This is a genomic window from Lysobacter sp. KIS68-7 (assembly GCF_021284745.1).
Taxonomy (GTDB): Bacteria; Pseudomonadota; Gammaproteobacteria; order Xanthomonadales; family Xanthomonadaceae; genus Noviluteimonas.
The window spans coordinates 3,171,079-3,194,783 of sequence record NZ_CP089925.1 but is presented as its reverse complement, the minus strand read 5'-3'; the positions used below and the strand labels follow the sequence as shown (position 1 = coordinate 3,194,783).

Sequence of the window (23,705 nt, the reverse complement as noted above, 5' to 3'; positions counted from 1 at the left end):
GATGGATTCCCTGATCGCCGCCGCCGGGCGCGCGCTGGCCGCCGGCGACGCACTCGGTGCCCTCAAGCGCGTCGCGCTGCGCGAGGATCCGCCGTCGCTCGCACTGCGCGGCATCGCGATGGCGCAACTCGGCGAGTATCCGCGCGCGCGTGAACTGCTGCGTCGCGCTGCCCGAGCGTTCGGTGCGCGCGAGGAACTGGCGCGCGCCCGATGCATCGTCGCGGAAGCGGAGGTGGCGTTGGCGATGCGCGATTTCGGCGGTTCGCCACGCGTGCTGATGGACGCGGCGGATGCGCTGGAGGCGCGCGCCGATCGCGCGAATGCGTTGCACGCGCGCTTGATCGCGGTGCGTCGCTGGTTGCTGCTCGGTCGTCTGGATCACGCTGCGAGTTCGTTGGCGAGCTTGGAGCAGGCCGGTGCACCGCCGTCGCTGGCGACCGTTGCGGCGTTGGCGGCGGCCGAAGTTGAAATGCGCTCGCTGCGCACGACCGATGCACGCGCCGCGCTCGATCGCGCGTTCGAAGCCGCACAACGCGCCCGCGTGCCTGCGCTGCTCGCCGAGACGACCGAAGCGCGTGCCGCCTTGGATCGCTTCGCGGCGCGCAGCCTCGACGCCGGCCATGCGCAGTCCTTGCGCCTGGACGAAGTCGAAGCGCTGTTGCGTTCCGGTGCGCTGGTCGTCGACGCCTGTCGCCGCGGATTGCGCGCCGGCGACCGCTGGCAATCGTTGGCGCGGCGGCCCGTGTTGTTCGCACTGCTGCGCACGCTCGCGGAAGGATGGCCCGGCGACGTGGAGCGCAATGCACTGATCGCCGAGGTGTTTCGCACGCGCCGCCCGGACGATACGCATCGCGCAAGACTGCGCGTGGAGATCGGCCGCCTGCGCGCACTGATCGCGCCGCTGGCGGACATCGAGGCCAGCGCGCGGGGATTTGCGCTCGCCCCCCGCGATGGGCGCAAGGTCGTGGTGCTGCTGCCGCCCATCGATGGCGAACAAGCGTCGTTGCTCGCGCTGCTGGGCGATGGCGCGCCCTGGTCCACCTCTGCGCTCGCGCTGGCGCTTGGCGACAGCCAGCGCACGGTCCAGCGCGCACTCGTCGACCTGGAAGCGGCCGGGCAGGTGCGTTCGATCGGACGCGCCCGCGCACAGCGCTGGCTGGCGCCGTCGCTGGCGGGATTCACGACGATCTTGTTACTCCCTGCCGCGCTGCCACCTGAGTAGATTCGTTCCCACGGCGCCGCCACGCGCGCCCAATGGAGACACACGATGAACAACTCGGTCCAAACGAAAGAAGCGCCGCAGGCCCCGGCGCGCGCCGCGGAGATCGTCCGCGAGTACGGCCCCTTCGGCGACACGCCGAACGTCGCCGGCGTCACCTACGACGGCACGCGCGTCTGGGCGGCCACGGGCGCGAACGTGATTGCGTTCGATCCGACCAGCGGCGAGGTCGTGCAGACGCTCGCGCATGCCGCGGACGCCGGCACGGCCTTCGACGGCAAGCACCTGTACCAGATCGCCGAAGCGCGCATCGACAAGATCGATCCAGTCAGCGGGCGCGTCCTCGCTTCGATTCCCGCGCCGGCGCAAGGCGGCGATTCGGGCATGGCCTGGGCCGAGGGCAGCCTGTGGGTCGGCGCCTATCGCGATCGCAAGATCCATCAGATCGATCCGGCGACGGGCGCCATCCTGCGCACCATCGAGTCCAACCGCTTCGTCACCGGCGTGACCTGGGTCGACGGCGAGTTGTGGCACGGCACCTGGGAAGGCGACGACAGCGAGTTGCGCCACGTCGATCCGGACAACGGCCGCGTGCTCGAACGCATCGAACTGCCGCAGGGCATCAACGTCAGCGGGCTCGAATCCGATGGCGGCGATCTGTTCTATTGCGGTGGCGGGAAGACGGGCAAGGTGCGCGCCGTGCGACGTCCCGCGCGCGTGGGAGCGAAGGCATGAGCGAGGCGTACACCGGCGGATGCGCCTGCGGTGCGATCCGCTATGCGATCGCCGGCGAACCGCTGCTCATGAACGATTGCCAGTGCCGCGATTGCCAACGCAAGAGCGGCACCGGGCACGGGTCCTACCTGAGCTTTTCGCGCGCAGCGGGCGTGACGCTGGAAGGCGAGGCGACGCATTGGGACATCGTCGCCGACAGCGGCAACACCAAGACGCGCGCCTTCTGTCCCGCTTGCGGCTCCCCGGTGTACATGACCTTCGCGGCGATGCCGGACATCTTCACGGTGCACGCCGCGAGCCTGGACGATCCGGGCCGCTACACACCGCAGATGGTCACGTACGCGGTGCGCGGCCATGCCTGGGATCACCTGGATCCCGCCTTGCCGAAGTTCGACAAGATGGCGTCGATGTGATGCATTGAGGGCCCCCTCGAAGGACACATCGCGCCATGTCCGCACCGCATCGTCGCCCCCAGGTCTGTGTCCTCGGCAGTGCAGAACCGGGCTCGCCCGCGTATGCCCTTGCAGGCGAAGCGGGCGCATTGATGGCACGACTGCGGATCACGGTGGTCAGTGGTTGCGGCAGTCCCGCGACGCGCGTGGCGGCCGAGCGCGCCCTCCAGGCGGGCGGCGAGGTGGTCAGCATCATTCCGCCCGACGCGATGCCGGCGGCGGATTGGCCCGCCACCGTCGTGATTCCCTGTGGCATGGGCGATGCGCGCAACCTGCTGATGGCGCTTGCAGGCGATGCGTGCATCGTCATCGGTGGGCGCGCGGGCACGATCTCCGAAGTGTGCCTGGCGTGGTTGCACAAGCGTCCGCTGTTGCCACTCGTGGGTTGCGGTGGTTGGTCCGACGCATTGCCGTCGAATCCGCCGGACGAGCGGAAGAACTCGGAGATCCTGCCGTGGGATTCAGTCGCGCAACTGGAGTCCCAGCTTCGAGGACTCGGCTTGGTGCGCTGACAAGCGCGCCTTCCGCTTGCGACGCAGCACGCGCACCAACTCGAACAAGCCCACGCCCGCAACGACGAGCACAGGCACGTTCAGCACGCCCGAACCACGCATCGCATCCGGAAAGAACTTCGCCTGCCCGAGGAACAGCGACGCCGTCGCGATCCACATCCCCGTGCACATGCGCCAGAGATGTCGCACGAGACGCTGTGCACCTTCGATGCGGCGCACGACCAGCAATCGCCAGTCGAGCAAGGTCCCCGACAGGCTGACGAAGCCGAAGGCGAAGAACACGCCCGCGGGGAAGTGGTCGACGCCGCCTTCGCGGACCGCGACCATGCCGAGCCACGCAGCACGCGCCGTGGCCAACGCACCCAGGATCATCAGTGCGACATACCAACCGCGCGCAGCGGCCACATCGCGCTTCACGGTCAGGAAGCCGCTCGTCACCAGGTAGAGCGTCACCAGCGCCGCGACCACGTTGCCGCGATTGGGATGGATGAACGAAGCGGCGTACAAAGCGGTGCCCGTGAGCGTGACCATCGCGAAGACGAACACATCGCCCGCACGCAAGTGCAGTGGCGATCCCGTCTTCGCGAACAACGCAGTGAAGCCCGCCACGATGGCGACCAGTCCGGCAGCGATGTGCACCCAGCGCACCATGTCGAGCTCCTGTTCCGTCCGATGCGGAGGGACTCTGGAAGCGCGCGGATGGGGCGTCCAGACGGTTTGCGACGAACGACGGTCCGACGGGCATGAGTGACGGTCCGCGCCGACGATGCTTGCCGGGCGGGCTGCTATCGTCGCGCCATGGTCGACGGCCGCCCTTCGCCTGCACCGGTCCCCGGACCCTGGTTCGGTTGGCGTCGGCTGCGCGTGGTCGGCATCACCGCCTTCGTCGCCAGCCTGCCCATGTCGGCGAACTGGACGGCGTCGTATTGGTTGTTGCTGTTGCGCCTGGTGTTGGTGGGGTTGGCCGCGTTGTTCTTCTTCGGACTGTTCGAACGCTGGCCGCGCCGCCTGCCGGATTGGTTTCCGCGTTGGGCCTTGCAGGTCGCCAGTGTCGCGGCGGTGATGCCGATCGCCGCGGCCCTGTCGTATGCGTTCACCACGCCGCACGACGTGCACTGGTGGTCGGTCAAGTCGCGCATGGAAGGCTTCAGCTTCATCGCCTTCGTCGGATTGCTGGTCGGGCCCTGGGTCGCGATGTCCGCGCTGTATCGTCACATCAGCGGGCAGGCGCGCAGCCAGGCGCTGGCCTTCGAGCTGGAGCGCAGCCAGTACGAGCGCAACGCACTCGATGCGCGCCTGCGTTTGTTGCAGGCGCAGGTGGAGCCGCATTTCCTGTTCAACACGCTCGCGAACGTGCGCGAGCTGGTCGATGCGGGATCGCCGCAGGCCTCCAGCGTGCTCGGCAGCCTGATCGCGTACTTGCGCGCCGCCGTGCCACGCCTGCACGAACCCGGCGGCACCGTGGCGCAGGAGCTGGACCTGGTGCGCGCCTACCTCGATGTCATGCACATGCGCATGCCGGATCGCCTCGAGTGGTCCGTGGATGCCGAGCCCGGTGCGCTGCAGGCGGCTTGCCCGCCGACCAGCGTGCTGACGCTGGTGGAGAACGCTGTGCGCCACGGCATCGATCCTGCGGAGGAGGGCGGGCGCATTGACGTGCGCGCCACCTTGCGCGGCAACGAATGCCGCGTCGCAGTGGTCGACACCGGCGTGGGCTTGTCGGGCTCCACGCTCGAAGGCACCGGCTTGTCGAACCTGCGAGAACGCCTGCAACTCGCATTCGGCGATGCGGCGCGCGTGGCCCTGGTGGCCGTGCATCCGCATGGGACGAGCGCCGAGCTGGTGCTTCCCGTGCAGACGGCGGCGACATGAGCGCGAATGCACCGACGGCGCTGATCGCGGACGACGAGCCGCTGTTGCGTCGCGCCCTCGCGCGGCAGTTGAACGAAGCCTGGCCCGAGCTCGACATCGTCGCGCAGGCCCGCAACGGTCGCGAAGCGGTGGATCGATTCGAAGCCTTGCAACCGGATGTTTGCTTCCTCGACGTGCACATGCCCGGCCTCGACGGCATCGACGCCGCGCGCGCGATCGGTCGTCGCGCGCAGGTGGTCTTCGTCACCGCCTACGACCGCTATGCAGTGCAGGCCTTCGAACAGGGCGCGATCGACTACCTCGTCAAACCCGTGGAGCCCGCGCGCCTGGCCGACACCGTGGCGCGCGTACAAGCGCGATTGCGCGCGGACACGCCGATGGCGGACCTCGCCCCGCTGCTGCAGCACCTCGCGCGCCAGCACCTGCGCTGGCTGCGTGCGTCGGTGGGCAACGATGTGCGCCTGATCGCGGTTGAAGACATCGACTACCTGCGGTCGGACGAGAAGTACACGCGCGTGGCATGGCGCGGGGAAGGGGGCCGTGGCGGCGAGGCGCTGGTGCGCACGCCCCTGAAGGATCTGCTCGTACAACTGGATCCCACACAATTCGTGCAGGTCCATCGCGCGGTGGTGGTGAACCTGCGCGCGGTGAGCCACGTGGTGCGGGGAGAGAACGAAACGGCGCGCCTACACCTGCGCTCGCGCACCGACGTGCTGCCGGTGAGCCGCCGATACCTGCACCACTTCCGGCCGGGGTGAATTTTCAGCGACGCACCACGATCGTCTGGAATGGCTTCACCACGTTCGGCACCAGCGGTTCGAGCGTGCGTTCGCGCCCGCCGCGCGCCAGCCAGTTGTAGGGCGCGCGCGGCAGCGAGCCGTATCGGCCGATCTCCACGCTTTCGAACCCGGCCTGCTCAGCGGCGCGGCGCAGCCCGCCCGGCGTGAGTCGCCAGATGCCGCGTTCGGCCTTCCACTTCATGCCCGGCGTGAGCGCGATCTGCACGGCGAACAGCGCGTGGTAAGGGTTGGGCTCGACGAACACCATGCGGCCACCCGGGCGCAACGCGGCATATGCGCTGCGGAAGTAGCGCTCCAGTTCCGGCAGGTGGTGGAGCATGAAGTAACCGACGATCGCATCGAACCTGTGCGTGCCCGCATCGAGCACCTCGGCGATGTCGCCGCAGTGCACGGTCAGCTCGCGCTCGTCGGCGAGCGCTGCGCGCGCTTCCGCCGATTGCTGCGGCGAGAGTTCGATCGCATCCACCTTCAGCCCATCGGCCAACAGCAGTCGCGAGAACCGGCCGAGGCCCGATCCCCATTCGCAGATCGATTCGCCGGCGACCAGCCCCGCCGCGCGCGTGAGTTCCGCGTGGTGGCGCCGCACGTAGGGCGTGTCCATCGCGAGCATGCGGATGGGGCGGCGGGTGGCGAAGTAGGCGATCTGGAAATCGCGTTCGTCGGCGTGCGTGTCGGCGGGGACCAGGATGTCGTTCATGGTGGGTGTCGTGTCAGAGCGGAAGGTTGAGGCGGCGGGCGGCGAACATTTCCCACAGCGAGCGCGCGGCCTTGGCGCTGCGCGCGAAGCTGCTGTAGGCGGATTCGCCGACCAGCCGCGGCGAGCGGACGATGTCCACGCTCGTGCAGCGCAGGCGCGATGCGGCGATGAGGGCGAGCAAGGTGGTGCGCGATCCGCGCGCGGCGTTGATGCGGTCCACCAGTCCGCGCGAGAGCAGCACGTACAGGCATGCGCCGCGCGGCAGGCCGCCGATGCGTTCGATCGCGGCGCGATACAGGCGCGAAGTGCGCTTCCGCCCGGGCGTGCTGTAGTCGCCGGTGCGGTGCGCGAACACCGCACCCAGGCTGGGTGTGCGGCGCGGCCACAATGTTTCCACGGCTTCCGGCGGGTCCTGCAGGTCGGCATCGAGGATCACGACCCAGTCGCCACGACTGCAGGCGAGACCGGCGCGCAGCGCAGCATCCTGGCCGCGATTGCGGGGCAGGCGCAGCACGCGCAGGCGGTGGTCGGAGGCGGCCAGGCGCTCGGCGATCTCGCCGCTGCGTTCGGGGCAGGCATCGTCGACGAGGAGGATTTCGTGCGCGATGCCCAGCCGCGCGGAGACGGCCGAAGCGCGCGCGACCAATTCTTCCAGTTGCATCGCGGTCCGGTACAGCGGGAAGACCCAGCTCAGCTGGATCGCTGCATCGGCGCTCATGCGGTCGCATCCGAGAGCAGGTAGTCGCGGCCTTCGCGCGTCGTGGCCCATTCCCACGCATGCGCGAGGCCTTCGGCCAACGTGTGCCGCGGCGACCAGTCCAGGCCTTCGCTCGGGTCCGGGCGCACGCCGGGTTCGACATCGCCGTATGCGTCCGCGACCTCGTAAGGTGCGTCGGCGATCAACGAACGACCGACGATGTCTTCCAGCATCGTCGCGACCGTCCGTGTATCGGCGAGCGTGCCGGAGCACGCGTTGAAGATGCGCGCCGGCCCGTGCGGCGGCAACGCGGCCGTGGCGAGGCACGCGCGCGCAATGTCGTCGTAGTGGATCCAATCGCGTCGTGCAGGCTGCGGCGCGAGGCGCACGCGGCCGTCGGTGAGCGCCGCGCGCAGCAGGCTGGCGACGAAGCGGTCGCGTTGTTCGTACGGACCGTAACCCGTGAACACGCGGACCTCGCGCAGGGCGATGCCGGCCTCCGACGCGAGTTGCGCGACCAGCAGGCTCTCCGCCGCCTTCACCGCACCGCGGAACGTTTGCGGACGCAGCGGCGCCTGCGTGTGTCGCGGCGCACCACCCACGCCGTAGGTCATCGCACTGCCGATCCAGGTCAGCGTGCCCTCGAACCCGTGCATGCGCGCCGCCGGGAGCACCGACAAGACGCCGTCGCACATGTCGTGCAGGAAGGCGCGACGTTGTGCCTCCTGCGCCGGATGGCCGGCGGGAAGCGCGGCCATCACCAGCCAATCGGGGCGCACCATGGCGAGCGTGTGCCCAACGGACGCGGTATCGCGCACGTCGGTGTCGTGGCATCGGATCGCCGGATGCAGGGCGAGTCGCGCGCGCGAGGCGCCGCGGCGCAGGCCGACATGCACTTCAAGACCGGTCGCGTCGGCATGGCGCGCGATCGCCGACCCGATCGCTCCGCCGCCGCCGAGGATCAGGGCACGCATGCGAGGTCGTGCTCGACGAAACCAGGCTCCGCGTGCCGCGCCGCGCGCGGCTGCGCGGGTTCCATCGCGAGGATCACGTTGCGCAGCACGCGATGGTCGTCCTCCACCAGCATCGGCAGGCGCGCGTGCAGCGCGGCGACTTCCGCGCCGATGTCGGCCACGGCCTCGTCGATGCGCTCCGGCGCCACGTCGGCACGGAAGGCACGCCTTGCGATGCCGAAGTCGCAGCGAAGGCGCACCATCGCCGCCAGCAGCAGGCGCTGCGGAATGGGGTGGCCGCGCTCGGGTCGCGTGATTCCCGCGACGCCGATGGCGCCCGGATAGTCTTCGCGGAAGCGATCCAGCGTGCCGTCGACGATCGGCGCGAACATGTTCGCGTTGCCGGTGTCGATGCGATAGTCGTGCAGGCCGACATACAGGCGCGACAGGGGCAGCGTCGCGAATTCGCGGCCCAGGCGCATGGCCTCGCGCGTTTCGACCATGAGGCCAAGACGGGCCTGGCCGTCGATGCAACGCAGGCACTGCTCCACTTCGGCGACGCTGCGCACCATCGGCAGCCAGATCTCGGAGGCGCCATGCGAGATCGCCGACAGGCATTCGGCATCGCGATGTTCGCTGTTGTTGATCCTGCAGACCACGCGCTCGCCGGCGATCGCGCGCATCGCCACGAGATCCTCCGGCGTGCCGCGGTTGATCTGCGTGTCGTGTCCGCTCTGGCGTTCGGTCTTGCCGCGCCACTCCCAATCGACCACGACGCCGGCCACGCCGCCCGCGAGCGCCGCGGCCGCGTAATCGCGATCATGCGAGAACAACAGGAGGTCCATCGTCAGCGCGCCCCTTCGCTGGCAGGTGGCATGGCCGTGCGCCGCGCGACCAGGACCAGGCTCGATCCCGTCGGAGGCCGCACGAGACGGCCCGCACGCACCTCGAAACGATTCAGTGCGCGCAACAAGCCGTTGGCCAGGCGGCCAGGCCTGTCTTCGCCATCGGTGTCGACGATGCCGCGCGCGTTGGCCCACCAGCGCGCCGCGGCCAGCATCGGCAACAACAGCCACTGGTAGCCGAACAGGCGTTCGACCGAAAACCCGGCCGCCTCGACACGCTTGCGCAGCATGGCGCGCGTGTAGCGGCGCCGATGCCCGGCGCGTTCGTCGCGCGCGCTCCACAGCCATGCATGCGCCGGCACGCTGACGAAGAGCCGTCCGCCCGGGACCAGGATTCGATGCATCTCGGCCAGCGCGCGCGCATCGTCCACGTGCTCGAGCACGTCGAAGGCGCAGGCGGCGGCCATGCTCCCGTCGGCGCACGGCAAGGCTTCGGCCTGCCCGGTGGCGATGCGTCGCGGGTCCAGCCCACGCGCGCCCGCGAAGGGATCGATGCCGCGCGCATCGAACCCGCGCGCGACGAGGGCCGATACGAACGCACCGGTCCCGCAACCGATGTCGACGATGGACGCGCCGTCGGCCAGGCCCGCATGGCACACCAGGTCCAACAACAAGGCGTGCCGCGGCGCGTGCCAGAAATGATCCGCCTGTACGTCGGCGATGATGTCGAGCCGTTGCGCAGGAAAGGTGACAGGCGAAGAGTCGGACATCGAGGGCAGGGCCACCGGCGGATGGATTGATCGCGGCACGCCGGATCTGTGACCATGCTAACGAAAATTTCTCGCCGGTCAGGACAGTCGCATGGCGTTCGCAAGCGTGTCGGGGTGCGCGTTGATCGCGGTGGCCTGCGTGCTGCCCATGCTGCTCTCGCGCATCCGGGCACCGCTGGGGGCGGACGAGGGGTACCTGTGGTTCGGCGTGCAGCAACTGCTGCGGGGTCGGCTGCCGCATCGGGACTTCCGGTCCTACGAGCCGGGGCGTTATGCATGGTGCGGTGCGTTCGCGCTGGTGCTGGGACGCGACCTCGTCGTGCTGCGGGTCGCGACGCATGTCTTCTTCGCATGCGCGCTGTGCGCGGCGCTCTTCGTGCTGCAAGGCATGGGCGTGGGTTGGGCGGGCCTGTGCGCCGCATCGATCGCGCTCACCGTGCTCGCCCATCCCCAGCACAAGCAGTTCGAGCATGGCTGGATGCTGGTGGCGTGGGCCTGCAATACCGCATGGTTGCTGCAGCCCTCGCTGGCGAACCTGGCGATGGCATCGGGCGCGACCGGGCTCGCCTTGTTCTTCGGGTTCAATCTGTTCCTCTATTTCGGTGCGGCACTGGCGACGACCTTGGTGCTCGGGTTCGCTTCGGGCAGGGCCTTGCTCGACCTCGATGCGGTGCGCATTGCGGCCATCGCGGGGGTCGTGGGCATGGGGCCGTTCCTGTTGTTGCTGGCCTCGCCGGGATTCGCGCGCCAATTCCTGCGCCGTCGCGTGTCCGGCGTGGTGGCGCGCGGAGAAGCCAATCTTTCGTTGCCTTTGCCCTGGCCGTGGCGGGCAGTGCCGGCGCAGTTGCGCAATCTCGATCCTGCGCGGCAGCAGGCGTTCGCATGGATCTTTGCCGCGCTGTTCGCCGTGCCCGTGGTCGCCGGCCTGTGGGCGTGGTTCGCGCCGCAGGCGTTCGATGGCATGGCCGCGGGCGTGCTCGCCGCCGCCGCGCTGGCGCCCTGGGTGGGCCACCACGCCGCGAGTCGCGCCGACCCGCCGCATCTCACGCAGGCGATGGGGCCGCTGTGCCTGGTGGCGTTGCTGGTGGCGGCAGCCTTCGCGCCGATGGCGATGTGGCTGGTCGCGGCGTTCGCCGCGTGGCTCGCGTGGCCGCTGCAACACATGGCGCACCAGCGGCGCTTTCCGGGCGACTACACACGCATCGCGGCCGGCCGCATCGACATCGATTGCCCGCATGCCCAGGCGCGCATCTTCCACGCGGCGTCGCAGCTCGCCGAAGGCGCGGCACGCGACGCGCTGTACGTGGCACCTGCGTATCCGGCGCTCTACGCGCACCTCTCGCGCGATACACCGGTCTACGACACCTTCCCGCTGTATCCCGCCGATGCGCCGGCGCAACGCGAGGTGATCGAGGCGATGGAGCGGGTCGCCGTGCGGGCCGCCCTGATCAGCGACGCCCCCATCGATGGCCGCGACGCGCTGCGCTTCTCGAACACGCATCCCGCGGTCTGGGCGCACCTGCACGCGCATTTCGATGCGTCCCGACGCACGGACCTGGGCGAGGATGTCTACGTCTTCACGCGAGCCGTCGAGGCCTGAGGCGCCCGTGGGGCGTGTGGATGACCTCCGGGCGTTGAAAGCGCGCAACCCCGTCCGTTACCCTCGGGAAGTGATCAAGGTCCGCCGCCTCCGCCGTTTGCTTCGCACCAGCCTGCTCGCGCTGCTGGTGCTGGGGCTGCTCGTGCGGCCGGTGCTGTTGTCCATCGGGGACGGGCATGAGGCCGAGGCGTCGCTGGTCGCCTCCACCGACGGCCATGTCGTGCACGACCACATCGACCACGACGACAACGGCAAACCCTGCCCGGACCAGGCGCAGGGCGACCACGGCGCACGCAGCACGGGCGGCGGCACGGTGTTCGCCACCGTCGCACCGCTTGCGGTCGCGATCCTCCAGCTCCCGCCCGTCGCATTGCCACCGCCCGACGTCACCAAAGTCGTCGCGCACGTGTCCGCCTCTCCCTTCCGACCTCCGATCGCCTGAAGCACATCGGCTGCGGTGCGCAGCCCTTTCTGTTTCTTTTTTCGATCGGAGGTTCTCCAGTGAATCCGTATTGCCTGTCGGCGCGCGCGCCTGTCGCCGCCCGATTCAGGCGCACGCTGCTCGCGTGCGCCGTTGTCGCCGTGCTTTCTCCCACGCTCGCCTTCGCGCAGGATGCGTCGAAGTCGGAAGCTGCCAAGGTCGAAGCCCTCGAAGCCCGCATCAAGGCGCTCGAGGACAGCGCGGCCGCGACGCAACAAGCGTTGCAGGAAGCGCGCGCTGAAATCGAGGAACTCAAAACCGCGCAAACCGCGTCGCAGCAACCCGAAGCTGCGCAGCCTGAAGCCGCCGTGGCGCAGGAGGAACCTGCGCCCCCGGCGGAAGAGCCCGCATCCGGCGCTTCCAATCCCAACGCCTTCAATCCCGCGATGGGCGTGATCCTCAACGGGATGTATGCCGCGCACTCGCTCAACCCGGACAACTACGTCCGCGCCGGCTTCCCCCTGGCGGGCGAGGCGGGGCCCGGTCCGCGGGGTTTCTCGCTGGGCGAAAGCGAAATCGCGCTGTCGTCCAACGTCGACGACAAGTTCTACGCCCAGGCAACGCTCTCCGTCGGGACCGAAGATGGCGAAGACCATGTCGGCCTCGAAGAGGCGTACATCGACACCACGGCGCTGCCGGATGGCTTCTCGCTGCGCGCGGGCCGGTTCTTCTCCAACATCGGTTACCTGAACAGCCACCACGCGCACACCGATTCGTTCTCCGATCGGCCGCTCGCGTACCAGGCCTTCCTCGGCAACCAGTACGGCGACGACGGCGTGCAGTTGCGCTGGGTGGCACCGACGGATGTCTACCTCGAATTCGGCGGCGAAATGTTCCGCGGCGATCGCTTCCCGAGCGGTGGCGCAGGCCACGCGGGCGCGGGCGTCAAGACGCTGTTCGCGCACGTGGGTGGCGATGTCGGCGTGGACAACGAATGGTTGGCCGGCGTGTCGACGCTGCGCTCGCAGACCGATGGCGGCGAAGACGGTTTCCGCGGCGACGAGACGCTGTACCTCGCCGACTTCACCTGGAAGTGGGCGCCGGGCGGCAACACGAAGGACGGCGGCGTCACCTTCCGCAGCGAGTATTTCTGGGAAAACCGCGACGGCATCTACGCCGATCCGAACGATCCTGCACTCGACCAACCGTGGTCGGGCCAACGCACCGGCGTGTATGGCGAAGCGGTATGGCGCATCAACCGCCAGTGGGAAGCGGGTTATCGCTACGACCGCCTCTGGGCCGACGACAACGGGCCGTATGCCAGCGCGTTCGATCCCTTCCGCCACAGCCTGATGCTCGCCTGGCACAACAGCGAATTCAGCATGGTGCGCCTGCAATTCGGCCGCGACCGACCCAATGCGGACGACACCGACAACGTCATCAGCCTGCAATACCAGGCCGTCTTCGGCGCCCACGGCGCCCACAAATTCTGAAGGTCCACGCACATGAAACGTCAAATTGCCCTGTTCCTCATGCTCGGCCTCGCCGCCGTGCCCGCCTTCGCCAAGCCGAAGATCTTTGCCTGCGAACCCGAATGGGGCGCGCTGGTCACCGAACTTGCCGGCGACAAGGTCGACCTCAGCGTCGGCACGAACGCACTGCAGGACGTGCACCAGATCGAAGCCAAGCCCAGCCTGATCGCCAAGGTGCGCCAGGCCGACATGATCGTCTGCACCGGCAGCGAACTCGAAGTGGGTTGGTTGCCCCAGTTGCTGAAGCAATCGGGTAACTCGCGCGTCTCCAGCGGCAACGGGTATTTCATGGCGAGCGAGCAGGTCCCGACGCTCGAACGCCCGACTGCGCTCGATCGCGCCAACGGCGACATCCACCCGCGCGGCAATCCCCACGTGCAGCTCGATCCGTATCGCGTGCTGAAGATCGCGAAGGCGCTCGAACCGCGCCTGGCCACGCTCGATCCGGCGAATGCCGCCACGTACCAGCAGCGCCTCAACGATTTCACCACGCGCTGGCAGGCCGCCATCAAGCGTTGGGAAGCGAAGGCCGCGCCGCTGAAGGGCAAGAAGATCGTCGTGCACCACATCAGCTGGGTGTACCTCAACACCTGGCTCGGCCTGCAGCAGATCGGCGCGCTCGAACCCAAGCCCGGCGTGCCGCCGACCAGCGGACACCTGTCCAGCCTGATCGCCACGACGAAGTCCGCGGGCACCTACGCGATCATCACCGCGGCGTACCAGGACTCGAAGCCCGCGAACTGGTTGTCCGAACGCACCGGCGTGCCCGTCGTCGTGCTGCCGTACACGGTGGGCGGCGATGCGCAGTCGAAGGACCTCTTCGGCCTGTACGACTCCACGATCGACAAGCTGCTGGGTGCCGCCAAATGAACCTCGATGGATTGGATGTCAGCATCCTCGGACCCGCGTGCGTCGCGGGCCTCATCGTGCTGTCCACGCACGTGCCGCTCGGCCGCCAGGTGCTCTCGCGCGGCATCATCTTCATCGACCTGGCGATCGCGCAGGTCGCCGCGCTCGGTGTGATCCTCGCGCAATACCTGGGCGTGGACGAACACGGGTTCGGCGTGCAGATCGCCGCGGCGGTGGCGGCGTTCGCCGGTGCCGCACTCCTCGCGTGGACCGACAAGCGCTGGCCGAAACTGCAGGAGCCCCTGATCGGTACGTTGTTCGTGCTCGCTGCAACGGGTGGGTTGTTGCTGCTCGCGAACAACCCGCAAGGTGGCGAACACCTCAAGGACCTGCTCGTCGGGCAGATCCTGTGGGTCAGCTACGACCAGCTGTGGCCTGCGGCCTTGTTGTCCGCTGCCTTGCTCGCCTTCATCTGGTGGCGTCGCAAGAACCTGACGGGCCTGGCGTTCTACGGTGCGTTCGCGCTCGCGATCACCATCTCGGTGCAACTCGTCGGCGTGTACCTCGTGTTCGCGAGCCTGATCGTGCCGGCGCTGGCGACGGTCGGTCGCAACGGCAACGGGGGCGGCAATCCGCGCCGTCAGCTGACCGCGGCGTACATCATCGGCATCGCGGGTTACGTGCTCGGCCTTGCACTGTCGGCGGTGTTCGATCTTCCCAGCGGCGCGCTGATCGTCTGGTTGCTCGCGGCGTGCGGATTGGTGGCACAACTGGTTCCGGGCGTGCGCCGGATGCATCCGGCGGCGTGAATCCAGCGTGGGCCCGCAGTGCATGCGGGCCCTTCCGGTCGTCGTGCTGAATCGTGAGAGTTCGGGTGGGAGCCCCACCCATTTGGGGGGGGTGCCGCTTCCAGGCGCAGTACTCGCTGCATCCTCGACGTGCCCCCATGCACACCACCGAGGAATATCCGCCATGCGTCTTTTGCCCAGTGTCTTCGCCGCCATTGCGGCGTGCTCGTTTTTTCCCGCAGCCCATGCGGCCTGCACGCCTGCCTCTATTGCCGGATGGTTTGCTGGTGGAGGCGCCGGAGCGTATTACGCCGATCCGGATCCGGTCGTCGGCGTTGTACGCATCGGCTTCGACGGCGTGAACGGCGTTTCCGTCCAAAACTACAGGGAAGGGCAGACGGGGGCCGTCACGACGTTCACTGGCACCGGGACCTATTCGCTCGACAGCTGGTGCCGCGGTTCGGCCACCATTTCGCTCAAGCAAGGAACAGTCGCGGCCGGGACTGTCACGGTCTCGTTCGTGGTGGCCGGCACGCAGGCGAACCCTTTGATCACCGGGATAGTCAGCAACCCCGCCGCAGGCTCCACGGGAGCGCTTTACCTCGCAAAGATTGGCCTGTGAGTAGGGAGCCGTCCTGGATCAACAAGCTCCGCCTATGCGGGGCTTGTTGACAGACTTCATCGGGCCAAGCGTGCGCTTGAACGAATGTCTGCTTCTGGCCGCAAGCGGACATTCAGCCACCGTGAGAATCGAGACTCAAAGGCGCACGTCGACCGGCTCGCTCTCCAACGCCAGCACGCCGAACACGCACTCGTGCACCCGGTACAGCGGCTCGCGTTCCACGAAACGCTGAAGACCCTCAAGGCCGAGCGCGAACTCACGGATCGCCAGGGACTGCTTCGTGCGCAGTCCACGCTGGCGCAGGCGGTCGAGGTTCTGCGGCTCGGTGTACTCGGGCCCGTAGATGATCCGGAGGTACTCGCGACCGCGGCACTTGATCGCCGGCTGCACGAGGCCGCGCTTGCCGCGCGCGAGGCCTTCGACCGGCTTGATGACCATGCCCTCGCCACCTTCGGCCGTGAGCGCTTCCCACCACTGCACGGCGGCGGCGACGCTTGCCTCGTCGGTGAGATCGACGAACAGGTGGCGCGTCAGGCGGAACAACGCGGCGTCGGCGTCGGCGATGCGGCCAGCGATCGACAGGTGCCAGCGGTGGTCGCGTTCGAGGCCCATCACGCCTTCGCAGCCGAGGACGTGGAACGGCGCGACCTTGAGGTCATCGAGGCTGTCGACCGGCCAGCAGTAACGACGGTACGCATCAACAAAGCGCGTGGCGTCGGCATGGCGCGACTCGGTCTGCGCCTGCCAACCCTGGACCTCGACGCCGCGCGCAGCGGCCGCCGAGAGCCACGCACTCGCGGTGCCGAGGGCCGACGTCGCCGCGGCCCCGGTCGGCGCGTACTGCTCGCGCAGGAGCTCTTGCGCCTTCGCCGACCACGGCAACAGCTCCGTGTCCAGGACGATCCAGTCGGATTGGAGTTCTTCCCACAGACCCGCGCGCTGCATGGCGAGGTCAAGGCGATCGAGCAGGGCGTTTTCGAGAGCGCGGTCGTTGAAGAAGCGGCGGCCCGTGCGCGTGTAGATCACGCCGCGCCCGTCATCGCCGATGCCGAAGCGCTTCCTGGCGACGTCCGCATCGCGGCACAGCACGATGACCGCGCGCGAGCCCATGTGCTTCTCCTCGCACACGAGGGACGTGATGCCCTCTTGGCGGTAGAAGTCCATGGCTTCCTGCGGGCGTTCGAGCAGATCGCCGCTCTTCGCAGTCTCCGGCGGCGCCATTGTCGGCGGCAGGTACACCAGCCAGCGCGGGTCGATCGCGAAGCGGCTCATGACTTCGAGCGCGGCGACGCTGTTCTCCTCGCGGATCGTGACCGTGCGGAAGGCGCGCGTTTCGATCACGCGCTTGCCCGAGACGTCTTCGAGGTCGAGCAGGGTCGCTTCGCGCGCTTGGGTCGTCGTCGTGTCTTCGGCCGGGAACAACGGCTTGATCGGCGCGTAATACTCACGCGCCGCCGGCACCGACACGAGTTCCTTCTCCGGGTAGCGCAACGCGGTGAGCTTGCCGCCAAAGACGCAGCCGGTGTCGATGCAGATCGTGCGGTTCACCCACTCCGGTTCCGGCACCGGCGTGTGCCCGTAGACGACCATCGCCGGGCCGCGATAGTCGCGCGCCCAGTCGTAGCGCACGGGCAGCCCGAACTCGTCGGTCTCGCCCGTCGTCTCGCCGTACAGCGCGAACTCGCGGACGCGGCCCGAGGTGCGGCCTTGCAGCTCCTGCTTCAGGCCCGCATGCGCGACGACCAGCTTGCCGTCGTCGAGCACGTAGTGGCTGACCAGGTCGTCGACGAACTTCGCGACCTCGCGCTTGAACTCCTCGGGCTCGGCTTGCAGTTGTTCAAGGGTCTCGGCCAAACCGTGCGTCACGCGAACGTCGCGACCGGCGAGCTTCCGCTGCAACTTCACGTCGTGGTTGCCCGGCACGCACATCGCCGTGCCGTTGCCGACCATGTGCATGACCAGGCGCAACACGCCCGGCGAATCCGGGCCGCGGTCGACGAGGTCGCCAACGAAGAAAGCCTTGCGGCCCTCCGGTGCGGTCACTTCCGGCGCTTCGCGCGTGCCGCCGACGACATAGCCGAGGCGTTCGAGCAGCACCACGAGTTCGTCGCGGCAGCCGTGCACGTCGCCGATCAAGTCGAACGGGCCGTGTTCCTCGCGGCGATCGTTCCAGACTTTCGTGCGCTCGATGGTGGCCGTTTCGACGTCCTCCACCGACTTGAGGACGGTGAAGTTGCGGAAGCCTTCGCGTTCCAGCCCGCGCAGGCTCTTGCGCATCGCCTGCTGCTGGTTGCGGATGACGTGCGGGCCGAAGTTGCGATCGGGGCGCGAGACGTTGCGGTCCTGGCATACGCGCTCCGGCAAATCGAAGACGATCGCCGACGGCAGGACGTGGTACTCGCGGGCGAGTTCGACGAGACGCTTGCGGTCCTCCGGACGCACGTTCGTCGCGTCGACGACGGTCAGGCGACCCGCGGCGAGACGCTTGCGCGCAATGAAGTACAGGACGTCGAAGGCGTCGCCGGTCGCCGTTTGATCGTTCTCGTCGTCGGCCACGAGCGCGCGGCACGCATCGGACGAGATCACCTCCGACGGCAGGAAGTGCTTGCGGGCGAAGGTGGACTTGCCGCTGCCGGACGGGCCGATCAAAGCGACCAGGCTGAGCTGGGGAATACGGATGGTCATCGGAATGTCTGAAGAGTTTCAGGCTGCGTCGCGGGTGAAGATCGCCATCTGGGTCGGCGGGCCGACCTCGGGATCGTCAACGCCGATCGGCGCGTATTGCACGGAGTAGCCGTTGCGCTCGGCGACGCCGTTGGCCCAGGAATGGAACTCGGCCCGCGTCCACTCGAAGCGGTGGTCCGGGTGGCGGAACTTGCCGGCGGGCAGGGTCGGGAAGCGCACGTTGTATTCGCTGTTCGGCGTGGTGATCACGACCGACGGCGGCTTCGCGAAACCGAACAGCGCGCGCTCGAACGCCGGTAAGCGCGGCGCATCCATGTGCTCGATCACCTCGATGGCGCACGCGACGTCGAAGCCTTCGATGCGGCGGTCGCGGTACGTCAGTGCGCCGTGCGCGAGGGCGATGCGTTCGCGTTGCATCGGCGGCATGCGGTCGAAGTGCAGGCGCTGCGCGGCGTAGTCGAGCGAACGCAGCGAAACGTCGATGCCGAGCAGGTGTTCGAACTGCTTGTCCTTCAGCAAGCGGGCGAGCAGGCGTCCTTCGCCGCACCCGAGGTCGACGACCCGGCGAGCACCCAGCTCGCGCAGGGTCTCCACCACGGCGTCCATGCGCTGATCGTTGAGGCTGAGCGGCTTCTCGATTGCGTCCTCGAGGGCCTCCTTCTTCGCCTCCTGCGCCTCGATCTCCTCTTCGTCGTCGTCGAGCAGGCGCGCGAGCGCTGCCCGTACCAGCGGCTTGTGGCGGCGCAGGTAGCGTCCGACGATCGCTTCGCGTTGCGGGTGCGCGGAGAGCCAGGCGCCGCCCTTTTCGAGAAGCTTGTCGATCTCGTCGTTGCCGACGTAGTAGTGCTTGTCGCCGTCGATGGCGGGCAGCAGCACGTACAAATGCGTGAGCAGGTCGCGCAGGCGCACGTTGCCCGACAGGCGCAGGCGCACGTAGTAGCTGTCGCCCCATTCGGGGAAGCGTGCATCGAGCGGAAGGCGTTCGACGTCGACGGTGTAGCCCAGCGGCTCGAACCAGTTGCGCACTAGCTCCTCGCCACCGCGGCAGCGAAGGACCGGAATCTCGGCCTCCAACGGGATCGTCGAGTCGGCGACCTCCTGGCGGCCCTTGCTGGTCCCGGCCATCGCCGTGCCGAACACGCGCTTGAGCGCCACCGAGAGGAAGGAACTCGCAACGTATGGACGATCGTTGACGTACTGCGAGAGCGAACCCTCACCATCGCCCCGACCGCGCACGAGACCGACGGGGTCGATGTCGAGCATCAAGACTGCGGTGCAGCGGTTCTCGTCGGCCTGCGGGTAGAAGACGCGCGCGGTGCCGAAGGGCAGCTCGACCTCATGCGCCCGATCGGGATGCTTGACGAGGAGGTAGCCGAGATCGGTGGCGGGGTGAGCGGTGGTGGACAAGGACAACAGCACGACAGAGGTCCGAGATGAAATTAAGGCGCCAGTCTACTGGCTGTGTTGGGATGTCGCAGTCTGAGGGTCCGCTTTCGACCCAAAGCGGACAGTTGCAACAAGTGGAGGCACAATCGCGGTTCAAGCCTGTGGAACAGAGTGTCAGCCTTGAATATCTCGATGAATTGGAAAAAGCGCTTGATACCAGCCGCAGTGTTTCTCGCCCTATGGGCGTATTTCTTCCTCTGGTTTTTGATAGGTCACGCCCCCCAGTTTTCCATTGCGAACGTGTTGTTGGGAGCCGCCTTGCTCTCGGCCTTTGTCACGACCGTGGCCTTTACGGGATATTTCTTGCTGCGATGGTCAATCACTCGCTGCGAGGGAAAAAATACGAACTCGTGAGTGTCCGCTTCTGGCCGAAAGCGGACAAATGCCAGATGGAAAATCAACGCTTGAGAAGCCGCCGACTCAGAAAGAAGCTGCACGTCGGAGAGTTTCAGCAACTCGGATTCGCGGTCGCCTTCAAGTTAGTTGGCGACCTCACCGTCGACCAGAGCCAACTATTCTGGGAGGCGTTCATCGCTGACGCGATAGAAGCAAACCGACTCACCTACGGCGGCGCCGAGAATGGTTTTGTGGTCCCCGAAGGTCGCGAGTCAGCAACCGAACCTCACCGGGAAGTCATCAAGTCGTGGCTTTCCAGCAGGGCAGAAGTCTCGAGTGCCGACGTTGGCCCCTTGATGGACGCATGGCACGGCCCCGGCCTTGGTGAGTGACCGCTTTTGGCCGAAAGCGGACACTCGACTCTCCGGCGCGTTCCGCGCTCTTAGGCAACCTCTCCGCGTATGCGGAGACGACGACGCCGACGATCGCAGCAAGAACCGCCACCAACACGGCGGCAAGTTCGCACGGGTTTTCAACGCGCTTCCGGTGCAACCCCAAGCGAGCGGAGGCGGAAAACGAAAACGCCCCGCATGGGCTGAAACCCAAGCGGGGCGCGAGATTCGCATGGTGGCCGGGGAGGGAATCGAACCCCCGACACGGGGATTTTCAATCCTAGTTGCCGCTCATCGGTAGTCTACGGCGATTTACGATTTAACCCCTTACATCAAGCATTTAGACGCGATAGCCTACGGGCGAATACCGGCAGTAGCGGCCTCTCCTGCTACCCCGGTGCTACCCGAGGATGTCGTCATGGCCATCGTCGTCCGGTTCACCGAAGCGCGGGTCAAAGAGTTGCGGGCGAAGGCGCGCCCCGGCAAACGCGACGAATACCAGGACGCCGACGTGTCCGCGCTGCGCCTGCGCGTGAGCACGAAGTCGGCGAGTTGGAGCGTCCTCAAGCGCATCCCCGGCGGTGACATGAAGCGCGTCGGCATCGGCAAGGCCGACGACATCGTGGCCAGCGAGGCGCGCAAGCGTGCGCTCGTCCTCGTCGGCGACATGCAGAAGGGTATCGACCCGAACGCCGAGAAGCGCCAGCGCAAGAAGGAGGACCTGCGGCACGGGCTGACGCTCGGCGAAGGGCTGGACATCTACCTGGCCGAGAAGGACCTGCGGGAGGCCACGCGCCGCACCTACGAGCGCGACCTGCGCACCACGTTCGGCGATTACTGGGATCGCCCGCTGGTCGACCTGACGCCCGACGTCGTGCGCAACCGTCACCGTGATCGGAAGAACCGAGCGCTGCGCTCACAGGCGCGTGTACAGAGCGCGTCGGCGCGCAAGCGCATCACCGCCAGCCCGAGCCGCGCCGACGGCGCTGTGCGGGCGCTGCGGGCCGTGGTGAACTACCTCAAGGTGACGCGGAGCATCGACTTGCCGGACGTGGCGGCGCAGATCACCGCGACCGGCGCGTGGGGCAACGTGCGACGCCGCAAGCGTGCGCTGGGCGACCGACTCGACGACTTCGTTCGTGCCGTGAGGGCGTTGCCTCATGACCTGCCGCCGGACCTCACCGGCACGCAACGTGACCTGACGCTCTTCCTGTTGTGCACCGCGCTGCGATGGTCGAGCGGCGCCGGGCTGCGGTGGGACGAAGTCGACTTCAAATCGAAGACGGTGACCATCTGCGCCGACCGCATGAAGGGCAAGGCTGAGCATTCGTTGCCCCTCGGGCCCGAGTTGTTGGCGATGCTTCGGGCGCGCTTCGCCGTGCGACGGTCCAACGAGTACGTGTTCCCGGGCCTGCCGAAGACCGCCGACGAGCCGGACAACCTGCGGCCCTTCGGCAGGATCACGAAACACTTCACGGCCAAGATCGTGGACGGCGACGGCGACGGCTTCGTGTGGTCGCCGCACGACCTCCGCCGCACAGCACTCAACGTGCTGGAATCGATGGACGTGTCGGCCTACGCGCTCAAGCGCATCGCAGCGCACAGCGAAGGCGATGACGTGACGGCTGGGTACCTGACCGACGACGTGAGCCGCCTGCGTGCGCCGATGGAGCGCTTGGAGGCCAGGGTGTTCGGCCGTCGGGGCAAGGTCGTCGAGTTGAAGAAGCCCGTTGACCGGCGGCGTTAGCGCACATGGAGGCGAACATGCAGGACCGGCAGGGCGAGCTCGAATGGCAGAAACGCGCGATCGACAGGGCCAACGCCGGTGACGAGGCGAGCGCCTGGATCGTCGTGCGCGCGATCTTGGTGGAGCTCGACGTGCGTTACAGCGAAGTTTCGACGCTCAAGGGTATGACGGACTTCGCCGAGGCGCTGCTGGACCTGAAGGATGCGTCCGGGCACCGTAGCCCCGCGCGTGATCAACTCGGCGTCGTTCTCGGTCCACTGCGGATCACGCGAGCACGCGGCGAGCGCAAGGTCGCCGAGAGCGCATGGAACGAGCTCGGTGTCGCGCTCGACGTCTTGCAGACCGACGAGGCCCCGGTGTTGCGAAAAGCTGCGGCCTTCATCGAGCGGCTGCTTGCGATCAAGGGAATAGCGCCGAACGCTGCGCCCACGCGGGACGATCTCGTCGACGCCTTCGCCGTGCTCAACGTGCTGCCGAATCCGCACCGCGCGGCAACCAGCGACTACGAGCTTCTCGGGCGTCTCGCCGCTGAGGACCTCGAAGTGCGCTTCAATGATCGTAGCGTCGCGCAGGCGCGCGCTCGCTTGCAGACCGGCAAGTACGGGCTCGGTGAACTGCGTCAGCGCGACATCCGAACGAAGCGGCCCGACTTGGTCGACCTGATCGACGACGTGGGCCGGGAGGAGCTCGAAGGGTTCATCGAGAACTTGGAGCCGAAGAAGTAATCGCCCCCCTTTTCGCTGACTTCGACCCCCGGGGTCAGGGCCGAAGATCGCGCCGTCCCGCCGCACTAGGCGTAGCGAAACGGTGAAGCAGATGGCTGTGAACCTCCACGAACCCCGCCGCCTGAGCGAGCGCGAGGCGGCCGCGTACTTGGGCGTGGTGACGGTCCGCACCATGCAGGACTGGCGCACCAAAGGCGTCGGGCCGGCGTACTCGAAGCTCGGGCGCCGGGTTTGCTACGCGATCGAGGACCTGGATGCCTTCGTCGCCCTGACGCGCGTCGAGCCGAAGGCGACGGCGGCGCAGGTCGCTGTCGCGGAGGGTTGAAGATGAGCGACATGGGCGAAGGTGTCGTCGACGACATGCCCCCGCTGATCCCGCCGGGCAAGTACCAGATGCGCTGCACCGGCTGGGAGACGAGGTTGATGTTCGGCAAGCAGGCGAAGGTCGGCGTGCACTTGGAAGTTTGCGCATACGGACCGTTCTTCGGCACGAAGTTCACGCGCTGGTACAACGCGCGCGAGCTGAAGGGCCGACCGGGGCGCAACGGAAAGTTCAAGGCCGGTTGGTCGGGTGACCTTGTGCGCGAATACGCCGCGATCGTCGATATGCCCGAGCGGAGTGACCGGATCGCCCTCACGCGCCTGCGGGAGGTGCTCCTGATCGGCCACGTCGCGACGGTTACGCACGACCGCCGGCAGCGTGCATTGCCGCCCGCCCTCCATTACAGCAGCGTCAACTGCTTGGAGAAGGCCATCGTCTGACCTCGTCCTTTCCTGCTCCTGTACCTGTTCCTACTCCTACCCGTCATGGGCTGGGAACCGCATTGCAACTGAGTTTCGGCGTAAGCATTTGGCAACGGATTCGCTTTCAAGCCCTTGGCCCGGTAGAGGCTTGAACTCCTGCCTGTCTGTCCATCTACCGCCCCGGCCGTCGCGCATTAAATCGTTCGACGGTCGGGGTCCAAGTCAATCCGTCATATCGAACTCCTTGTGCGTGCGCGCGCGCGAAT

25 protein-coding genes are annotated in these 23,705 nt (G+C 67.6%); 17 read left to right on the top strand and 8 right to left on the bottom strand.

The window, feature by feature from the left end:
- Position 1: 1 nt before the first annotated feature.
- From LVB87_RS15335 to LVB87_RS15320, 4 genes are read left to right on the top strand one after another with little or no spacing between them, the layout of a single operon-like run.
- Entirely contained in the window at positions 2 to 1,222 is a 1,221-nt protein-coding gene (locus LVB87_RS15335; RefSeq protein WP_232898826.1) for a helix-turn-helix domain-containing protein, read from the top strand.
- A gap of 45 nt (positions 1,223 to 1,267) precedes the next feature.
- Positions 1,268 to 1,954: a glutamine cyclotransferase gene (locus LVB87_RS15330; protein WP_232898825.1), complete on the top strand. Its 687-nt coding sequence runs from the start codon at positions 1,268 to 1,270 to the stop codon at positions 1,952 to 1,954.
- Entirely contained in the window at positions 1,951 to 2,367 is a 417-nt protein-coding gene (locus LVB87_RS15325; protein ID WP_232898824.1) for a GFA family protein, read from the top strand. The genes LVB87_RS15330 and LVB87_RS15325 overlap by 4 nt, the downstream gene beginning before the upstream one ends.
- A gap of 35 nt (positions 2,368 to 2,402) precedes the next feature.
- On the top strand, positions 2,403 to 2,918 hold the full coding sequence (locus LVB87_RS15320) for a Rossmann fold nucleotide-binding protein (RefSeq protein ID WP_232898823.1): 516 nt from the start codon (positions 2,403 to 2,405) through the stop codon (positions 2,916 to 2,918).
- On the opposite strand, the gene LVB87_RS15315 is transcribed toward LVB87_RS15320, so the two are convergent.
- Positions 2,868 to 3,569: a hypothetical protein gene (locus LVB87_RS15315; RefSeq protein WP_232898822.1), complete on the bottom strand. Its 702-nt coding sequence runs from the start codon at positions 3,567 to 3,569 to the stop codon at positions 2,868 to 2,870. The two genes, LVB87_RS15320 and LVB87_RS15315, sit on opposite strands and share 51 nt — an antisense overlap.
- A 147-nt stretch (positions 3,570 to 3,716) precedes the next feature.
- Between LVB87_RS15315 and LVB87_RS15310 the strand changes: the two genes are divergently transcribed.
- On the top strand, positions 3,717 to 4,790 hold the full coding sequence (locus tag LVB87_RS15310) for a histidine kinase (RefSeq protein ID WP_232898821.1): 1,074 nt from the start codon (positions 3,717 to 3,719) through the stop codon (positions 4,788 to 4,790).
- Positions 4,787 to 5,548, top strand: coding sequence for a LytTR family DNA-binding domain-containing protein (locus tag LVB87_RS15305; protein WP_232898820.1), 762 nt, complete (start codon positions 4,787 to 4,789; stop codon positions 5,546 to 5,548). Before LVB87_RS15310 ends, LVB87_RS15305 begins: the two co-directional genes overlap by 4 nt.
- A gap of 4 nt (positions 5,549 to 5,552) precedes the next feature.
- Here the strand turns inward: LVB87_RS15305 and LVB87_RS15300 are convergent, their stop codons facing one another.
- Genes LVB87_RS15300 through LVB87_RS15280 form a run of 5 tightly spaced genes read right to left on the bottom strand, consistent with a single transcriptional unit; the run spans position 5,553 to position 9,591 of the window.
- On the bottom strand, positions 5,553 to 6,287 hold the full coding sequence (locus tag LVB87_RS15300) for a class I SAM-dependent methyltransferase (RefSeq protein WP_232898819.1): 735 nt from the start codon (positions 6,285 to 6,287) through the stop codon (positions 5,553 to 5,555).
- 13 nt (positions 6,288 to 6,300) lie between these two features.
- Entirely contained in the window at positions 6,301 to 7,005 is a 705-nt protein-coding gene (locus LVB87_RS15295) for a glycosyltransferase (protein WP_232898818.1), read from the bottom strand.
- On the bottom strand, positions 7,002 to 7,958 hold the full coding sequence (locus LVB87_RS15290; protein ID WP_232898817.1) for an NAD-dependent epimerase/dehydratase family protein: 957 nt from the start codon (positions 7,956 to 7,958) through the stop codon (positions 7,002 to 7,004). The genes LVB87_RS15295 and LVB87_RS15290 overlap by 4 nt, the downstream gene beginning before the upstream one ends.
- On the bottom strand, positions 7,946 to 8,782 hold the full coding sequence (locus tag LVB87_RS15285) for a hypothetical protein (RefSeq protein WP_232898816.1): 837 nt from the start codon (positions 8,780 to 8,782) through the stop codon (positions 7,946 to 7,948). The genes LVB87_RS15290 and LVB87_RS15285 overlap by 13 nt, the downstream gene beginning before the upstream one ends.
- A 2-nt stretch (positions 8,783 to 8,784) precedes the next feature.
- Positions 8,785 to 9,591: a class I SAM-dependent methyltransferase gene (locus LVB87_RS15280; RefSeq protein WP_232898815.1), complete on the bottom strand. Its 807-nt coding sequence runs from the start codon at positions 9,589 to 9,591 to the stop codon at positions 8,785 to 8,787.
- A gap of 52 nt (positions 9,592 to 9,643) precedes the next feature.
- Between LVB87_RS15280 and LVB87_RS15275 the strand changes: the two genes are divergently transcribed.
- The 6 genes from LVB87_RS15275 to LVB87_RS15250 all read left to right on the top strand — a co-directional run bounded on the left by LVB87_RS15275 (position 9,644) and on the right by LVB87_RS15250 (position 15,364).
- The gene (locus tag LVB87_RS15275; protein ID WP_232898814.1) at positions 9,644 to 11,152 is read left to right on the top strand and encodes a hypothetical protein; all 1,509 of its coding nucleotides are present in this window, start codon (positions 9,644 to 9,646) and stop codon (positions 11,150 to 11,152) included.
- Positions 11,153 to 11,222: 70 nt separating this feature from the next.
- Positions 11,223 to 11,594, top strand: coding sequence for a hypothetical protein (locus tag LVB87_RS15270; protein ID WP_232898813.1), 372 nt, complete (start codon positions 11,223 to 11,225; stop codon positions 11,592 to 11,594).
- 59 nt (positions 11,595 to 11,653) lie between these two features.
- Complete coding sequence (locus tag LVB87_RS15265; RefSeq protein ID WP_232898812.1) at positions 11,654 to 13,066, top strand: hypothetical protein; 1,413 nt, start codon at positions 11,654 to 11,656, stop codon at positions 13,064 to 13,066.
- 12 nt (positions 13,067 to 13,078) lie between these two features.
- Positions 13,079 to 13,975, top strand: coding sequence for a zinc ABC transporter substrate-binding protein (locus LVB87_RS15260; protein ID WP_232898811.1), 897 nt, complete (start codon positions 13,079 to 13,081; stop codon positions 13,973 to 13,975).
- Positions 13,972 to 14,763 carry a metal ABC transporter permease gene (locus LVB87_RS15255; protein ID WP_232898810.1) on the top strand — a complete coding sequence of 264 codons (792 nt, stop codon included), beginning with the start codon at positions 13,972 to 13,974 and terminating at the stop codon, positions 14,761 to 14,763. Before LVB87_RS15260 ends, LVB87_RS15255 begins: the two co-directional genes overlap by 4 nt.
- A gap of 163 nt (positions 14,764 to 14,926) precedes the next feature.
- The gene (locus LVB87_RS15250) at positions 14,927 to 15,364 is read left to right on the top strand and encodes a hypothetical protein (RefSeq protein WP_232898809.1); all 438 of its coding nucleotides are present in this window, start codon (positions 14,927 to 14,929) and stop codon (positions 15,362 to 15,364) included.
- A 135-nt stretch (positions 15,365 to 15,499) separates the two neighbouring features.
- Here the strand turns inward: LVB87_RS15250 and LVB87_RS15245 are convergent, their stop codons facing one another.
- Positions 15,500 to 18,049: a polynucleotide kinase-phosphatase gene (locus tag LVB87_RS15245; RefSeq protein WP_232898808.1), complete on the bottom strand. Its 2,550-nt coding sequence runs from the start codon at positions 18,047 to 18,049 to the stop codon at positions 15,500 to 15,502.
- An 18-nt stretch (positions 18,050 to 18,067) separates the two neighbouring features.
- Complete coding sequence (locus LVB87_RS15240) at positions 18,068 to 19,468, bottom strand: 3' terminal RNA ribose 2'-O-methyltransferase Hen1 (RefSeq protein ID WP_232898807.1); 1,401 nt, start codon at positions 19,466 to 19,468, stop codon at positions 18,068 to 18,070.
- Between the two features lie 50 nt (positions 19,469 to 19,518).
- Here LVB87_RS15240 and LVB87_RS15235 point away from each other — a divergent pair, with 50 nt between their 5' ends.
- The 5 genes from LVB87_RS15235 to LVB87_RS15215 all read left to right on the top strand — a co-directional run bounded on the left by LVB87_RS15235 (position 19,519) and on the right by LVB87_RS15215 (position 23,457).
- Complete coding sequence (locus tag LVB87_RS15235) at positions 19,519 to 20,223, top strand: 50S ribosome-binding protein YggL (RefSeq protein ID WP_232898806.1); 705 nt, start codon at positions 19,519 to 19,521, stop codon at positions 20,221 to 20,223.
- Positions 20,224 to 20,641: 418 nt separating this feature from the next.
- On the top strand, positions 20,642 to 21,970 hold the full coding sequence (locus LVB87_RS15230) for a tyrosine-type recombinase/integrase (RefSeq protein WP_232898805.1): 1,329 nt from the start codon (positions 20,642 to 20,644) through the stop codon (positions 21,968 to 21,970).
- Positions 21,971 to 21,987: 17 nt separating this feature from the next.
- A complete protein-coding gene (locus tag LVB87_RS15225) occupies positions 21,988 to 22,695 on the top strand; it encodes a hypothetical protein (protein WP_232898804.1) in 708 nt (235 codons plus the stop codon).
- 91 nt (positions 22,696 to 22,786) lie between these two features.
- Entirely contained in the window at positions 22,787 to 23,020 is a 234-nt protein-coding gene (locus LVB87_RS15220) for a helix-turn-helix domain-containing protein (protein WP_232898803.1), read from the top strand.
- A gap of 2 nt (positions 23,021 to 23,022) precedes the next feature.
- Positions 23,023 to 23,457, top strand: a complete 435-nt coding sequence (locus tag LVB87_RS15215) for a hypothetical protein (RefSeq protein ID WP_232898802.1) — start codon at positions 23,023 to 23,025, stop codon at positions 23,455 to 23,457.
- The last annotated feature ends 248 nt before the right edge of the window (positions 23,458 to 23,705 follow it).

Excerpts from the sequence above, each read along its gene's own strand:
- LVB87_RS15335 (WP_232898826.1), top strand. The coding sequence starts at position 2 with ATGGATTCCCTGATCGCCGCCGCCGGGCGCGCGCTGGCCGCCGGCGAC.
- LVB87_RS15330 (WP_232898825.1), top strand. The coding sequence starts at position 1,268 with ATGAACAACTCGGTCCAAACGAAAGAAGCGCCGCAGGCCCCGGCGCGC.
- LVB87_RS15325 (WP_232898824.1), top strand. The coding sequence starts at position 1,951 with ATGAGCGAGGCGTACACCGGCGGATGCGCCTGCGGTGCGATCCGCTAT.
- LVB87_RS15320 (WP_232898823.1), top strand. The coding sequence starts at position 2,403 with ATGTCCGCACCGCATCGTCGCCCCCAGGTCTGTGTCCTCGGCAGTGCA.
- LVB87_RS15315 (WP_232898822.1), bottom strand. The coding sequence starts at position 3,569 with ATGGTGCGCTGGGTGCACATCGCTGCCGGACTGGTCGCCATCGTGGCG.
- LVB87_RS15310 (WP_232898821.1), top strand. The coding sequence starts at position 3,717 with ATGGTCGACGGCCGCCCTTCGCCTGCACCGGTCCCCGGACCCTGGTTC.
- LVB87_RS15305 (WP_232898820.1), top strand. The coding sequence starts at position 4,787 with ATGAGCGCGAATGCACCGACGGCGCTGATCGCGGACGACGAGCCGCTG.
- LVB87_RS15300 (WP_232898819.1), bottom strand. The coding sequence starts at position 6,287 with ATGAACGACATCCTGGTCCCCGCCGACACGCACGCCGACGAACGCGAT.
- LVB87_RS15295 (WP_232898818.1), bottom strand. The coding sequence starts at position 7,005 with ATGAGCGCCGATGCAGCGATCCAGCTGAGCTGGGTCTTCCCGCTGTAC.
- LVB87_RS15290 (WP_232898817.1), bottom strand. The coding sequence starts at position 7,958 with ATGCGTGCCCTGATCCTCGGCGGCGGCGGAGCGATCGGGTCGGCGATC.
- LVB87_RS15285 (WP_232898816.1), bottom strand. The coding sequence starts at position 8,782 with ATGGACCTCCTGTTGTTCTCGCATGATCGCGATTACGCGGCCGCGGCG.
- LVB87_RS15275 (WP_232898814.1), top strand. The coding sequence starts at position 9,644 with ATGGCGTTCGCAAGCGTGTCGGGGTGCGCGTTGATCGCGGTGGCCTGC.
- LVB87_RS15260 (WP_232898811.1), top strand. The coding sequence starts at position 13,079 with ATGAAACGTCAAATTGCCCTGTTCCTCATGCTCGGCCTCGCCGCCGTG.
- LVB87_RS15255 (WP_232898810.1), top strand. The coding sequence starts at position 13,972 with ATGAACCTCGATGGATTGGATGTCAGCATCCTCGGACCCGCGTGCGTC.
- LVB87_RS15250 (WP_232898809.1), top strand. The coding sequence starts at position 14,927 with ATGCGTCTTTTGCCCAGTGTCTTCGCCGCCATTGCGGCGTGCTCGTTT.
- LVB87_RS15245 (WP_232898808.1), bottom strand. The coding sequence starts at position 18,049 with ATGACCATCCGTATTCCCCAGCTCAGCCTGGTCGCTTTGATCGGCCCG.
- LVB87_RS15235 (WP_232898806.1), top strand. The coding sequence starts at position 19,519 with ATGTCGCAGTCTGAGGGTCCGCTTTCGACCCAAAGCGGACAGTTGCAA.
- LVB87_RS15230 (WP_232898805.1), top strand. The coding sequence starts at position 20,642 with ATGGCCATCGTCGTCCGGTTCACCGAAGCGCGGGTCAAAGAGTTGCGG.
- LVB87_RS15225 (WP_232898804.1), top strand. The coding sequence starts at position 21,988 with ATGCAGGACCGGCAGGGCGAGCTCGAATGGCAGAAACGCGCGATCGAC.
- LVB87_RS15220 (WP_232898803.1), top strand. The coding sequence starts at position 22,787 with ATGGCTGTGAACCTCCACGAACCCCGCCGCCTGAGCGAGCGCGAGGCG.
- LVB87_RS15215 (WP_232898802.1), top strand. The coding sequence starts at position 23,023 with ATGAGCGACATGGGCGAAGGTGTCGTCGACGACATGCCCCCGCTGATC.